This window comes from Corynebacterium minutissimum, from assembly GCF_016889765.1.
Lineage (GTDB): Bacteria > Actinomycetota > Actinomycetes > Mycobacteriales > Mycobacteriaceae > Corynebacterium > Corynebacterium minutissimum_B.
Genome location: NZ_CP069533.1, coordinates 2,218,255 through 2,232,245 on the forward strand (window position 1 = coordinate 2,218,255; position 13,991 = coordinate 2,232,245).

14 protein-coding genes are annotated in these 13,991 nt (G+C 60.2%); 2 read left to right on the forward strand and 12 right to left on the reverse strand.

Going from position 1 to position 13,991, the window contains the following annotated elements:
* Window positions 1–22: 22 nt before the first annotated feature.
* The 8 genes from ppk2 to I6J26_RS10410 all read right to left on the reverse strand — a co-directional run bounded on the left by ppk2 (window position 23) and on the right by I6J26_RS10410 (window position 7,648).
* Window positions 23–919 carry a polyphosphate kinase 2 gene (gene ppk2, locus I6J26_RS10375; RefSeq protein ID WP_115021515.1) on the reverse strand — a complete coding sequence of 299 codons (897 nt, stop codon included), beginning with the start codon at window positions 917–919 and terminating at the stop codon, window positions 23–25.
* Between the two features lie 48 nt (window positions 920–967).
* On the reverse strand, window positions 968–1,408 hold the full coding sequence (locus I6J26_RS10380) for a PepSY domain-containing protein (RefSeq protein WP_239121779.1): 441 nt from the start codon (window positions 1,406–1,408) through the stop codon (window positions 968–970).
* Between the two features lie 83 nt (window positions 1,409–1,491).
* Window positions 1,492–2,367 carry a fumarylacetoacetate hydrolase family protein gene (locus tag I6J26_RS10385; RefSeq protein WP_115021516.1) on the reverse strand — a complete coding sequence of 292 codons (876 nt, stop codon included), beginning with the start codon at window positions 2,365–2,367 and terminating at the stop codon, window positions 1,492–1,494.
* A gap of 5 nt (window positions 2,368–2,372) precedes the next feature.
* A complete protein-coding gene (pth, locus tag I6J26_RS10390) occupies window positions 2,373–2,912 on the reverse strand; it encodes an aminoacyl-tRNA hydrolase (protein WP_181815346.1) in 540 nt (179 codons plus the stop codon).
* A gap of 106 nt (window positions 2,913–3,018) precedes the next feature.
* Window positions 3,019–3,678, reverse strand: a complete 660-nt coding sequence (locus I6J26_RS10395; protein ID WP_039674625.1) for a 50S ribosomal protein L25/general stress protein Ctc — start codon at window positions 3,676–3,678, stop codon at window positions 3,019–3,021.
* 209 nt (window positions 3,679–3,887) lie between these two features.
* Window positions 3,888–4,862, reverse strand: coding sequence for a ribose-phosphate diphosphokinase (locus I6J26_RS10400; protein ID WP_070671664.1), 975 nt, complete (start codon window positions 4,860–4,862; stop codon window positions 3,888–3,890).
* 24 nt (window positions 4,863–4,886) lie between these two features.
* Entirely contained in the window at window positions 4,887–6,350 is a 1,464-nt protein-coding gene (gene glmU / locus I6J26_RS10405) for a bifunctional UDP-N-acetylglucosamine diphosphorylase/glucosamine-1-phosphate N-acetyltransferase GlmU (RefSeq protein ID WP_115021518.1), read from the reverse strand.
* Window positions 6,351–6,415: 65 nt separating this feature from the next.
* Window positions 6,416–7,648 carry an MFS transporter gene (locus I6J26_RS10410; RefSeq protein ID WP_115021519.1) on the reverse strand — a complete coding sequence of 411 codons (1,233 nt, stop codon included), beginning with the start codon at window positions 7,646–7,648 and terminating at the stop codon, window positions 6,416–6,418.
* A 70-nt stretch (window positions 7,649–7,718) separates the two neighbouring features.
* On the opposite strand from I6J26_RS10410, the gene I6J26_RS10415 reads away from it, so the two are divergent.
* Entirely contained in the window at window positions 7,719–9,335 is a 1,617-nt protein-coding gene (locus I6J26_RS10415; protein WP_115021520.1) for a multicopper oxidase family protein, read from the forward strand.
* A 926-nt stretch (window positions 9,336–10,261) separates the two neighbouring features.
* Window positions 10,262–11,011, forward strand: a complete 750-nt coding sequence (locus tag I6J26_RS10425; RefSeq protein WP_181815436.1) for a trimeric intracellular cation channel family protein — start codon at window positions 10,262–10,264, stop codon at window positions 11,009–11,011.
* 18 nt (window positions 11,012–11,029) lie between these two features.
* Here the strand turns inward: I6J26_RS10425 and I6J26_RS10430 are convergent, their stop codons facing one another.
* From I6J26_RS10430 to I6J26_RS10445, 4 genes are all read right to left on the reverse strand, one after another.
* Complete coding sequence (locus I6J26_RS10430; protein WP_115021523.1) at window positions 11,030–12,217, reverse strand: site-specific integrase; 1,188 nt, start codon at window positions 12,215–12,217, stop codon at window positions 11,030–11,032.
* Between the two features lie 173 nt (window positions 12,218–12,390).
* The gene (locus I6J26_RS10435) at window positions 12,391–12,966 is read right to left on the reverse strand and encodes a hypothetical protein (protein ID WP_115021524.1); all 576 of its coding nucleotides are present in this window, start codon (window positions 12,964–12,966) and stop codon (window positions 12,391–12,393) included.
* A complete protein-coding gene (locus I6J26_RS10440) occupies window positions 12,963–13,340 on the reverse strand; it encodes an ImmA/IrrE family metallo-endopeptidase (protein WP_239121780.1) in 378 nt (125 codons plus the stop codon). The genes I6J26_RS10435 and I6J26_RS10440 overlap by 4 nt, the downstream gene beginning before the upstream one ends.
* On the reverse strand, window positions 13,333–13,842 hold the full coding sequence (locus tag I6J26_RS10445; protein ID WP_147279312.1) for a hypothetical protein: 510 nt from the start codon (window positions 13,840–13,842) through the stop codon (window positions 13,333–13,335). Before I6J26_RS10445 ends, I6J26_RS10440 begins: the two co-directional genes overlap by 8 nt.
* Between the last annotated feature and the right edge of the window lie 149 nt (window positions 13,843–13,991).

Genomic DNA, 13,991 nt, shown 5'->3' on the forward strand with positions numbered 1-13,991 from the left:
ATGGTAGTACATGCAGAGAGTACTACTTCTTCTTTTTGTCCTTCTTTGACTTGTTTTTCTTGCCCTGCTTCTTGCCGTCACCGTTGACCTTGGCACGCTCCAAGTCGGCAGCGACATCCGGAACGTAGGCAAAGCCGTTGCGCGGCGGGCGGACGTATTCGGCTTCGAGCTCAGGTCGGTTCGGGATCTCAGGTACGTCCTGCTCCACGTGCTGGTAGGGAACCGTCTTGAGGATGTGGTTGATCACGTTGATTCGTGAGCGCTTCTTGTCCTCAGACTCCACGGTGTACCACGGTGCGGATGGGGTATCCGTGTGGACGAACATCTCATCCTTGGCCCGGGAGTAGTCCTCCCACCGAGTGATGGACTGCAAGTCCATGGGGGAGAGCTTCCAGCGGCGCAGCGGGTCGTTACGGCGAGACTTGAAACGAGCGATCTGTTCTTCATCGGACACCGAGAACCAGTACTTCAGCAGGATGATGCCATCCTCGATGAGCATGTGCTCGAGCTGCGGTGCCTGGTGGAGGAAGCGCACGTACTCCTGCTGGGTGCAAAAGCCCATGACGCGTTCCACACCGGCGCGGTTGTACCAGGAACGGTCGAAGATGACGATCTCGCCAGCGGTGGGCAGCTTTTCAATGTAGCGCTGGAAGTACCACTGACCGGATTCACGGTCGGTGGGCTTGGGAAGTGCTTCAATGCGGCAGGTACGCGGGTTCAGGTACTGCGTAATACGCTTGATAGCGGAGCCCTTACCGGCGGCGTCGCGGCCTTCCATGATGATGACCACTCGGGCGCCGGTCTCAACCACCCATTGCTGCATTTCGACGAGCTCAGCCTGGAGGCGCTTGAGCTCGTCCTCATAAGCTTGCTTGTCGAGCTTCGGAGGTTTGGAGGGAGACTTCTTTGTTGAACTCATACCATTAAATGTACCCTTTAGCTGGGAAAATACCTAAACGCGGGGAGTTTAGTCGACCTCGTGCTCGAGCACCGCGCCAGTGGCAGCGTCGACATCGTACTCATACTCCTGGCCGTTGGATGTGAACTCAATTTCCCAGTGCGGGCCCTTGCCATCGTCACCGTCGTCGTAGTCAGCTTCCTTTTCCGTGACGGTGCTGGCGTCTACGCCGGCATGGGCATAGGCGGCAGCCACGGCATCGTCATCGGTGAGTGAGTCAGTGGCTTCTGCCCGCTTGTCGTCGCGGTCATCACGGTCGTCGGTCTTGGCATCGCGGTCATCGTCGTCCTGCTCGACAACAGTTGTCCCAAGCGTTTCAGTGACAGTCTCCATCGGAGGAGGAGTCGTGGCGGGAGCTGGGTCTGCCTCCTTGTCTGAAGAACATGCGACCAGTGCTGCAGATACAGACACTGCAATGCCGGCGGCGAGGACACGGGAGAGAAGAGTCATAAAAGGCTCATCCTTTTTGGTTGGGGAAATGTGCTTCCCTACAGTAGCGATGCGTCGAGTAGCTCGCAGAACTAATAAAAGGTCTAGCCCGAAGTGCAGGTGCATCCCTCACCACAGCTGTTGGTGGGTGGTTCCCCAAAACGCGTGGTGTTCTCGATCGAGCCCAGACCGTCGATGCTGATGCGTGTCACGGAGCCGTCACCCAGCATCGCGTCCGCACCCCGCGCAAACCCCACGCCTTCCGGGGTACCGGTGGCAATGACATCACCCGGGTTGAGCGGATAGAGGGACGAGCAGAAGGCGATGAGCTCAGCCACGGAGAAGATGAGGTCATCGGTGTTGTCGTCTTGGCGTACGTCGCCGTCGACAGTCGTGGTCAGCCGCGCGCCGCGGCCCGGTGCCCAGTCATCAGCCGTGGTGAGCCACGGTCCGAAGCCGGCGGTGCGGTAAAAGGACTTACCAGCGTGAAACTGCGAGGTAGCGCGTTGATAGTCGCGCAGTGTGTAATCGTTCATGATGGCGTAGCCGGCAACGTGGTCCAGCGCATCGTTTACTTTCACGCGGTGTGCGCGAGTCCCGATCACCACGGCGAGTTCGCCTTCGTAATCCAGCTTCTTCGTGGCAAAGTCGGGCACATACACATCGTCGTAGGGGCCAGTGAGTGCCTCCGGAAACTTGATGAACAGCGTGGGCTGGGTCGGAAGGTCGCGGCCCATTTCCCGGGCATGCTTGGCGTAATTCACGCCCACACAGATGATCTTTCCCGGGTTCGGAATGACGGGGGCAAGGTCGGCGGCGTCAAAAACGACGGGTTCTCCTGAAAGCTGTGCTGCCTTGCGCCAGTCTGGGCTAGCGAGCAGCTTGCCGACGTCCTCGTAGTCCAACTCCGTGCCCACATTCGGGCCGTCGATGCGAATAGCGCAGGTACCGAAACTGGTGCGGAGAGTAGCGAGCTTCATAGCCGCTAGTCTAACGCGCGAAGAATCTCATCCACCGCGTCGGCACACATGATGGGAACCTCCTGGGCCTCCTGTTTGCTCCACGGTTTGAGTACGAACGAGGCCGGATCCATGCGTCCAGGCGGGCGCCCAATACCCACGGAAAGACGCCGATAGTCCTTCGTGCCCAAAGATTTCGTCGTGGAACGCAGACCATTGTGGCCATGGTCCCCGCCGCCGAGGCGCAACTTGATCTGGCCAAAGTCCAGCTCGAGTTCATCGTGTACCACAATGATGTGTGCAGGGGAGACGTTGAAGTACTGCGCGAGGGCCTTGATGGGCCCGCCGGAGAGATTCATGAAGCTGCGCGGCTTCGCGACGATCACCTTGGTGTCCCCACGCCGTGCCTCGGCAATATCCGTGTTCGTCTTCTTGTGAACGGAAAAAGAAGCGAAGAGCTCGTGGGCCAGTTCATCAGCCACGTCAAAACCGATGTTATGGCGGGTACCGGCGTACTTTGGGCCGGGGTTGCCCAGCCCCACGACGAGGAAAGAAGAAGTAGTCACGCTGCCTATTCTAAACAGCGCGTGGGCGAAAACGGCGAACCGCGCCTGCCTCCCATAAGCAGGGAAGCGGGCGCGGTGCGCTAGCTAGGTGAGGGGGATGGAGGATTTACTCCTCGTCCTTCTTCTCCTCGGAAGCCTCAGCGCCTTCCTCGGAGTCGGCGCCAGCCTCAGCGCCGCCTTCCTCAGCAGCCTCAGCGGCAGCCTCGACGTCCTCATCAACCTCCGGCTCGGAGATGGAGACGATGACGGTGTCTTCCTCGGCCACGAGGGTGGTGCCCTCCGGCAGGGTGATGTCGCCAGCGGTGACCACGGTGCCATCCTCGAGACCCTCGATGGACACGGCGATCTCTTCCGGAATGTTGAGTACGTCGGACTCGACGAGGAGGACGTCGGCATCCTGGATGAACATGAGGCCCGGGGCCGGCTCGCCCTCGATGGTGAGCGGAACCTCAACCTCAACCTTCTCGCCACGCTTAATGGAGAGCAGGTCGATGTGGTCGATGTCGAAGGTCAGGACGTTCTGGTCGATGTGCTTGACCATGACCAGGTGCTGCTCGCCCTCGAGCTCCAGCTCGAACACAGCGTTGACACCGTTGGCACGGATCAGAGCGGTCAGCTCGAGGCGGTCGACCGAGAAGTGCAGAACGTCAACGGCGTGGCCGTAGACAACACCCGGAACGCGGCCGGCTACGCGCAGGCGACGGGCAAAGCCCTTGCCAAATTCAGAGCGGACTTCACCTTTGAGTACGGGGCGCTCAGAAGCCATAAGTAAATCTCCTTAAAGTATCGTTGTGCGGCAAGGGCTGATGAAGGACCGTGTAGATACGACAAAAGCCTGCCGATGGACGTCTTGGACGAGTCATCGCAGGCTTAATTCTAGATTCACTGCTTAACTTGTGCTATCGCGTCGATAACGGATTTCTCCCTCGCCGAGACGCACAAGATTTTAACAGCAGCGCTGTCGTCGAACCAAATTTAGTGGGTTTCGAAGAGCGTGGTCACAGAACCGTTCTCGAAGATCTCGTGAATGGTGCGCGCCAGCAGTGGGGCAATGGACAGCACCGTGAGGTTGTCCCAGCCCTCGGTGGACTGCGGCAGGGTGTCGGTGGTGATGACTTCTTCAGCGCCGCACTGCGAGAGCCGCTCGCGGGCCGGATCGGAGAAGACACCGTGGGTGCAGGCGATGATGACGGACTTAGCGCCAGCTTCCTTAAGCACACGAACCGCGCCGGCGATGGTGCCGCCGGTGTCAATCATGTCGTCGAGAAGCACGCAGTCCTTGCCCTCCACGTCACCCACCACGCGGTTGGAGACGGTCTTGTTGGCCTCGGTGGTGGAACGGGTCTTGTGGACAAAGGACAGCGGGGCATCACCCAGCTCGTGTGCCCACTTCTCTGCCACCTTTACGCGGCCGGCATCGGGGGAAACCACCGCGAGGTTATCCAGCGAGTAGTTCTTCTTGATGTGGTCCGTCAAGATCGGCATGGCGTGCATGTGATCGACCGGGCCGTCGAAGAAGCCCTGAATCTGGTCAGTGTGCAGGTCCACGGACACAATGCGGTCAGCACCAGCAGCAGCCAGCAGGTCAGCAACGAGGCGAGCGGAAATGGGCTCGCGGCCAAGGTGCTTCTTGTCCTGGCGGGCATAAGGGTAGAACGGCAGGATGGCGGTAATACGCTTGGCGGAGCCGCGCTTGAGCGCATCAATCATGATGAGCTGCTCCACGAGCCACTTGTTGAGCGGCTGGGAGTGGGACTGCATCACGAAACAGTCGGCACCACGTACCGACTCCTCGAAGCGGATGAAGATTTCGCCGTTGGCGAAGTCGCGGGCGGTGGTCGGAACCAGTTCAGTCTTGAGCTCCTTGGCCACAGCTTCTGCCAACGCCGGGTGCGCACGCCCGGTGAAGAGCTTCATGTTCTTGCTGCTGCCGGTAACCTTGCCAGTCATCAGAAAATATCCCTTTACGTGTTGTTAGTTAGTGGTCTGGTCATCAGCCGGAGCGTCCTGAGCCTGTGCCGCGGCCTCAGCCGCTGGCGTGCCCGGGCGCTTCTTCTGGACCCAGCCCTCGATGTTGCGCTGCTTGCCGCCGGAGACGGCTAGTGCTCCTGGGGGAACGTCGTCCTTAATCACTGTACCCGCCCCAGAGTAGGCACCGTCACCCACGGTGACAGGAGCGATGAACATGGTGTCGGAGCCCGTGCGTACGTGGCTGCCAATGGTGGTGTGGTGCTTATTGACTCCGTCGTAGTTCACGAAGACAGACGACGCACCGATGTTGGAGTAGTCACCGACGGTGGCATCACCGATGTAGGTCAGGTGCGGGACCTTGGTGCCGCGGCCGATCTGCGCCTTCTTGGCCTCCACGAAGCCACCCAGCTTGCCCTCTTGGCCCACGATGACACCGGGGCGGATGTAGGTGAAGGGACCAACCGTGGCGTCCGTGCCGATGACGGAGTCAAAGCCGTGCGTGCGCACAACGCTTGCGCCGGCACCAACCTGCATGTTCGTCAAGGTGGTATCGGGGCCCACTTCGGCGCCATCGGCGATGGTCGTCGCACCCCACAGCTGGGTGTTGGGGTGGATGGTGACATCCTGGCCAATGGTGACGTTTACCCCAATCCAGGTGGTCTCCGGGTCAACGATGGTGGCGCCGCCACGCATAGCCTTTTCCACCATGCGGCGGTTGAGCAGGCGGCCGGCTGCAGCCAGCTGTACGCGGTCGTTGACACCAGAAAGCTCATCGGGATCACTAGCCACGTGAGCACCAACGCGGTGGCCAGCCTCGCGGGCAATCTCCAGCACGTCGGTGATGTAAAGCTCGCCCTGGGCGTTATCGGAATTGAGCTTCGTCAACGCGTCACGAAGCACGGCGCCATCAAACGCGAACACTCCAGAGTTCACCTCGCGCACCGCGCGCTGCTCCTCGGAGGCATCCTTCTGTTCCACGATGGCGGTCACGGAGTCATCCTCAGCGCGCAGGACTCGGCCGTAGCCAGTCGGATCCTCCAAAGTCATGGACAGCACAGTCACGGCATTGCCCTGGCTGGTGTGAGTCTCATGCAACTCGCGGAGAGTGTCCGGGCGCAGGAGCGGAACGTCACCGTTGGTGACGATAACGGTGCCGGTGAAATCGGGCAGTGCGCTCAGACCACACTGCACAGCATGGCCGGTACCGTTCTGTTCCTCCTGGACGGCCTGGGATACCTCGCAGTCGAGCTCCTCAGCAATGGAATCGACGGCGGGGGAGACCTGGTCACGTTGGTGGCCCACGACGACCACGAGGTGTTCCGGGTTCACCCCGGCGGCGGCATGGAGAGCATGGCCGAGCAGTGACCGCCCGCCAATCTCATGCAAAGTCTTCTGGGTTGAGGATTTCATGCGGGTACCCGCGCCGGCAGCAAGGACGATGGCGGCGCAGTCGGTTGTTTCAGCCACGAGTGTGTGCGTCTCCTGTGTTTGGGGTGTCAGGACTTACTGCGATTCATCATAACGCGCCCGCGCTACTTTCCGTGAGATACCTCCGGAAGAGCGCGAGCTCGCCATGCACCGAGCACACCCACGATAGCGAGGAAAAGGATAGCCGCGGACGGGCCCGCCAGCGCTATGACTGCTGAGATGCCACCGACGATGAGGAGAATGACACCCATCATCGTGTTTGCAGCACCGACATAGCGGGTGCGCTTGTCCTCACCGGCCATGTCCACCACATACGTCTTACGGGCCACGCGAATACCGGCGTGCGCCAAGTTTACCAGGAAGAATCCGACGGGCAGAGCCCACGCGCTTATCGACGCCGGCGCCCACGCCGCGCAGGACACAATCGCCAGCAGAATCACCGCGGCACATCCCGCGGCCCAGGACATGACCAGGCGGGAAGACTTATCTGAGAGGACACCCGATACGCGCCCACCCACCAGGCTGGCTAAACCGGAGGCGAGGACGAAGCCACCGAGTCCGCTCAGCGCTTGGGAGCCGACGCTTTGGGAGAGCACGACAATAAAGGACGTCGACAACGCTGAAACCAACAGCAGTGCACGGACGTTGACGAAGCTGCGGAAGCGCGCGTCCTGGGTGTAAAGCTGCCACGTGTCCTTCCACCAGCTGGTGTTCATCCCCTGCTGGTCCGTGTTTTCTGGCACGGGTTCAGCGATGGTGCGAAAGACCGCTGCGGCCATAAACCACGTGGCAGCGCCAATAGCCAAGAGAACCGCGAGCCCCCAGCGCGGCAGCTCACCCAGGAAGGCCAGGATTCCACCTGTCACGAGCGTGACCGCACCACCCAGCTGCGTTGCGCGGCCGGTGACCAGTCCGCGGCTGCCCTTCGAAATGGTGCGTGCCTGGACGTCTTTGCCGGTGAGGGAACACAGCGCGCGCAGAAGCGCGAGCACTGCTAGGGCGAGGCAGACGACGAGGCCGAGGAGGGGGCCGTCGAGAAGCACCGCGGCCGCCGCAATGATCGCCGCACACACGCCCTGACCCACCGAGCCCAGCAGCCACAGGCGCTTGCGCGCTGGATGCGAGGTGACCCACGGAGTTAGCGCTGCCTGCGGAAGCATCGAACCGGACTCCCGCAACGGCACGAGAAGGCCGGTGAAAAATCCCGGTACACCAGCAGCGCTAAAGAGCCACGGCAGGACGGTCTTTCCAGACAAGAGCTGATCGCCGACTCCCTGCAAACCGCTGGACCACACAAACTTCCGGGCATTCGAGGATTCTTTCGCGGGGAGAGACATGACTGTGATCTTAAGCCCGGCCAGGCCAATACGAAGGTTAAGGTGTGCCTGACCACCTATCCTGGGATGCATGCCTGTCTCTGTGTCTCGTCGCGTCTTTGTCCAGGGAACTGTCCTTACCATCGCTGGTGCCTCCGTCGCCGGGCTTAGTGCCTGCTCCACGTCGTCTGACCAACCCGCGCCGCTCGGCTACGACGGCGAACCCCGCGCACTTCCCATCCCGCCCGTAGAAGAGGGCACGATGGAAGGCGACACCCGAGTCATCAAGCTCACGGCCCAAGACGGCCACTCGGAGGTACTTCCCGGAAAGGACCGCACGCGCACGTGGGGCTTCAACGGGCCCTTCTTGGGGCCGACGTTGCGTGCCCACCGTGGGGATAAAATCCGTGCCGAAATCACCAATGACCTCATTGAGATGACCACCGTGCACTGGCACGGCATGCAGCTTCCGGCGTACTCCGATGGCGGCCCACACTCGCCGATTCAGGTCGGTGAAACGTGGAAGCCGGAATGGGACATCATCCAACCTGCTGCCACGGTGTGGTACCACCCGCACCCGCACCTGGCGACGGCCACGCATGCCTACCGCGGTTTGGCAGGAATGTTCATCATCGACGATGACGTCTCTGACGGCCTCGACTTGCCGCACGAGTATGGCGTGGACGATATCCCCGTGGTCATCATGGATGCCAAGTTCACCGAGGATGACCAGCTCGATGAGAAAAGCGACAACACCCTGGGGCTCCTCGGTACGACGCCCCTAGTCAACGGAATTACTAACGCCCGCTTTGAGGCCACGACGCGCCGGGTTCGACTGCGCCTGCTCAACGGTGCCTCCATGCGCTTTTACACGCTGGAGGTAGGGGAGAAGCCCTTCCACGTGATTGCGACGGACGCCGGGCTTCTCGACGCCCCCGTGGAAGTCGACTCCCTCCTCCTCGGCCCTGGCGAGCGTGCCGAGGTCATCGTGGACCTGGAGCCCGGCAAGGATATCCAGCTGCGCTCGGTTCCCCGCAAGGACAACTTTGGTGTGCCTACTGACGATAACGCCGCTGACTTCGGCTTCCGGGATTCCTTTGACTTACTCACCATTGTTGGTCCCGAAGAGTCTGCTCCGGAACCCGCGGCGCTGCCAGCCACGCTCGATCCCGCTGCGGGGGAGACCCCGTCCACCGCGGGCCTCACGGAGCGTGAGTTCATCCTCAACACCTTCATGATCAACGGTGAGCAGATGGACATGGCCCGCGTCGATACCGTCATCGACGAGGATGCTCTGGAGCTGTGGACCGTCACCAACGAGAACTCCGACTGGCCGCACAACTTCCATATCCACAACGCCCGCTTCAAGGTCGTGGACTGGGACGGCGATGAGAAGATGAACGTCTTCAACTCCGGCTGGAAGGACATTGTCAACCTCCCGCCGAAGGCCACCGCCCGCCTGCTGGTGGAGTTTGGCCACTTCCCGGACAAGACCATCCCGTACATGTACCACTGCCACATGCTCCTGCATGAGGACCAAGGCATGATGGGGCAGTACGTCATTGTGGACAAAGGCGAGAAACCCGACGTGCGCGTGAAACCGGGCGCACTTGTCTTTGACAAGGACGCTGCCGGCCACGCTGGGCACGCCAGCCAGGTCGTGGACTCTTCGCGCAGCCCGTATGCGTCGCCGGAGGCTAGATCGTAACGCAGTGAAAGCCATTGGAGAACTCTAGGGCTCAGACTAGGGGGCGTCGAGTGCCCACACTCTCCGAGGATCAGATCTCGTTACACGACGCAAAGGGCTGCCTGACATAGACCATCCGGGATAGTCAGGGTTGATTGCGCCTAGCACTGAGAGCATGTCATTGAGTCGACGGTTGACATTTGTCGATAGAAGGTTCTCTTGGTGGGAGACACGGTTTCTCAAGTGCGTTATTCTTTCGAACTTTCTCCCAATATCTTCGCGGGAGGTATCCAGAGCGGGTACCTGCGCAAATGCCTTGTGAAGGCATTCACTCCACAACACTTTTGCGCTCTCATGGTGCACGGGCAGGGCTTCACCAAGCAGAGTCGACCAGTTTCCGAGCGTGAACTGTGAAACCACATCATCATGCGTGAAGGATGCATTTCTTCGTGCGTGACCGACTTTCCGTCTTCGAGATTCTTGCTGTGCCCGCTTACGTGCTTGGGCCATAGGACGACGCAATATACGGTAGAGCAAGCCTGCAGATTTTCCCTCAAAGGACCACTCTCTGTGGCCACAGACTTTGTAGTTCCACTCACGAAGAGTTATGTCAATTGCGTTACGGGTGAGTACTTCGAAGTGAGAAAGCTGATAATGGAGAGCACTGGAGAGTTGGGCGTTCCATCGGTAGAGCGAAACCGCCCTTTCGACGTCACCGTCGGCCTCACGTAAGTATGTGGCAAACCGCGCCGCGCCGAGCATTACTTCAAGATCGTCTTTAGGTTCCAAATTTGTGTGCTACCCTCCCTAGTGAGAGCGTCAACGTAGGTTGGCGCATTATCCCCCACGACCCCAAGCTTAGCGCTTGGGGTCGTTGCTTTCCTCAGATGTGCGACCCCCAATAGAGGCCTCGGAGCCTTATCCGTACGCTAGGGTCAGTAAATGTGATTCAGGACATCGACCCGCTCATCCAATCCCTGTACCAAGTCTTTGACCTCATCGGAGTGGTACTCAACGGCATCATTGGCGGCACGATTGCGCGCCGCAGGGAATTCGACATCATTGGCTTTGTCTTCCTCGCGCTCTTTTCGGCGCTGGCGGGCGGCATGATTCGTGACATGCTCATCGCTAGTGGCCCAGCAGCAGCGATCTCCGACCCGCTGTATCTCACGCTCGCGTGCGTAGGCGCTCTCATTGCCTTCTTGATAGACCTGAAAGGCAAAGCGTGGGAAATTTTCCGTGAGCACGCGGATGCTGTCATTTTGGGAGTGTGGTGCACGACTGGCTGTGTTAAGGCACTGGCGTATGGGATGCCGTTTATCGCCTGCGTTTTCTTAGGCGTCCTGACCGCAGTAGGAGGTGGCATGGTGCGCGATGTTGCCTCCGGAATGATTCCTTCAGTTTTTGGTGGAAGCCCGCTCTATGCGGTGCCGGCAGTGCTTACTGGAATCGTGATGGCGTCCTTCGCACACGTCGATAAGTTCGCCCTCGGCATGATAATTTCGCCCTTTGTTGGATGCGGCTTGGCCATCTTGGCCTACTGGCGTGGGTGGGTCCTTCCGCGAGCTGGCACCGCTCCCTTTAATTCCACCGCCACACAGGTGGCAGCGATGGCGAAGAAGGCTGAGCTCAAGGGCTTTCGCCGTGGGCGTAGAAAACAGAAAAAGCTTCCCCACCAGGACTCGAACCTAGAATGAACCGGGCCTTTTACCAGGCTAAACGGCCTTTCTGTTCCCCTTTTGACGGAGTTTTGACGGAGCTTCAGAAAAATCCACCACCTCCGCAAGCATGCCGTCCATCGTTTCCGCGACCTCGTCCAGCATGTCTGGGAACAAGTCCGCATACGTATTCAGTGTTTCCGCCGCGTCCGCATGACCCAACTGGGTCTGCACCACCTTGACGTTCGCCCCGGCATTCACCAGCAAGCCGGCCGCCACATGCCGAAGACCATGCGGAGTGATGCGCTCAAATACCCGCGGCTCCGGCTCACCCGCCGCGCGCGCCTCGGCGATAGCCTCCTTCGACTTCACCTGCATACGCTTGACCGCGCCGTCAAACCACGTCCTGTGCCCCGGTGAGTGCATAGGCGTGCCGCTGCGCGACTGCCAGATGAGCTCATCGCGGCCGCGTTGCGCGGCCACCTCCAGCACCTGGTCCATAACCGCCGCAGGCACCGCCACGCTCCGCCGCTTATGGTTCTTCAGCGTCGTGTTGATATGCCACCGCTTCTCGTTATCCAAATACACTGCGTTGCGGCGCACATGGATACGACTATTCAGCGGGTCCAGGTCCTTCGGGCGAAGTGCCGCGAGCTCACCCCAGCGCAGCCCAGAAGTGCCCAGCAGCATCACAATTTCACCGTGACGCGCGCATTCATCGGCAAGATCTTTCAGCTGCTGCATCGTCAAATACACGTGTACTGTCTTCACCTTGCGGGGGAGGCGCACACCGCGGGCGACGTTCTTCTTTACCCGCTGGTCTTTGACTGCGACGTCCAAAATTTGGCACAGCACACTGTGGCAGTTGCGTACCCAAGAGGGGGAGTAGCCCATGTTGGAGACCCAGCGCTGTACCTCGCGGTGCGTGATGTCCTTGACCTTGTGGTCTCCCCAGTAGGGCTTGACGGTGCCGCGCCAAATGGTGAGGTTCATGTCCATGCTCGAGGGCTTGAGTAACTCGTTGAGTACGAGCCAGTCCTCGGCGACCTCATGGACTTTTGCCGCGCCCTTGGTGGGGTCCACCCAGTCGCCGTCCGCGATAGCCACCGCGTTACGGCTGGCCCATTCCTCTGCCTGGGGCTTGCGCTTGAAGCCGCGTTTCGAGGTGTTCTTGCCGTCGGGTTTGACGTAGTCGACGCGGTACCTGCGGCCGTGCTTAGTGCTGTATTCCTTGATAGATGCCATAGAATAGACACGTCCTTCCTAGAATCTGGTTGGATACTCCGGCCCTGGTGCTCGCGACTTCCACATGTTGAGCACCAGAGGCCGGTTTACTTTATGATGACTGTGGCCCACAATCCCCCCCCGATGGGCCTAGGGTACCTTCGCGTATTGAGCTCAGCTCCGCGAAGGCATACCTATTCTTCACACCCGTAGTACGAGTAGCTGCCGTCTTCGTTCATTGTCGCCCCCTCGCAGCCAAGGTCCTCTGCGATACCGTCGGCGATGTCGTCGGAGTTAACAGCCTCGGGGGTTGGTGGGGCTAGAGTTTCGGTATTGATGTCGAACTCGTCGGCAAGGGCATCAGCCATGGCGCCATAAAGCCCGTCCTGCAGCTCCTCCACGGTGTTGAACGGGCCCATGCAACCGTTCGGCGTGTTGTATTCAGGAACTTCTGGATTGCCCTGTGGAGTTGCCTTGTCGCATAGCCAGTAGCGTCCCTGGTTGTCCTGGAAGCGGTTGACGCGATCGGCGTTGGCACCCTGCTGCTGCATGTCTGCTTGCGCTGGGTAATCGCCTGCCGGGGCTGGGTCGTCTTGCTCAGTGGGGGTCTCTGATGGCGTAGCGGTGGTGGTGCTCGTCGGGGATGAGGTCGACGAGGTGGCGTTAGTCGTCGGCGCAGTAGTAGCCGTCTCGCTGCTATCACCAGATGTGCCGCATGCGGACAGGGCGACGGTGAGGGCTGCAATGAGAGAGATGGAGAACTTTTTCATGCTGCTTGCCTTTCGTAGAGAGATTTCCAGATGGTGGTGAGATGGATGGTGACGCCAAGCTCGTGGGCTATTGCCGCGGGGTGCGGGCCGTGAAGGTGTTCGGCCAGTGCGTAGTCGACGGGGGAGATGAGAAGCCTTGCGGCGAACTCGTCGGCCTGGCGCTCCTGCGCCCCATAGTGTCCGGGCGGGTGACTGTAGTGCGCGTGCCCCAACTCGTGGGCTAGGGAGCATAGGGTGGTGACATCGTCCATGCCGACGCGCAACGTGATGGTGCGTTTGTGTGGCACCCATGCTGCTTTTGGCCCGCCGCGGTGCCACCGGATGCGGTAGCCCCGGGCCTGCGCCACATCTATCAGGGCGTCGGTGTTAATCAATCAAATCTTCACCTCGTTTCTCGCGCTCTGCCTGCTCGTCGGGGGAGGAGTCAGCGGCGTGCGGGATGCTGTCATCCCATTCCATGACGGTGCCGTCATCCTCGTCCTGTAGTGAAGCATGGGCGTCGGACACGGGGGTGAGATGCGGGGCTAGGCCGATAGCGTCATCGTCGACGTCGTTGCCAAAGAGGTAGCGAGCCTCGGGGTCGGAACGGCGCATAATCTCGTCTAGCAGCTGCTCGTTGGTGGCTTTGCGGAGGGCTATCTCTACGTCGGGGCCGTGGAGTTCGTAGTCGTTGATGTAGCCGGTCTCTATGAGGCCTGCGACGGGGGATCGGTCGTAAGCGCGGCAAAGGGCAATGATCATCTCGGGGGAGAGGTGCCCGCGGGAAAGCTGGCGGGAAATGGTGGTTTGCGCATATTCCGTCTTTTGGGAAGCGGTGCGCATCGAATCAGTCCCGATTAGCTCCGCTAGCCAAGTTTCATGTGTCATCTCGTTCATAACGCTAACAGTATTGCATTTAGCCGCCACCCGCAATAGATGCAGGTCACGGGTGTTGGTGGGGGTGGTCGATGGGGGTGGGGTTTATGTAAGGCGTTGCGTTATGCCGCCGAATGCTGCAAACTGTAATCACCGGCGCAGAACAGCAC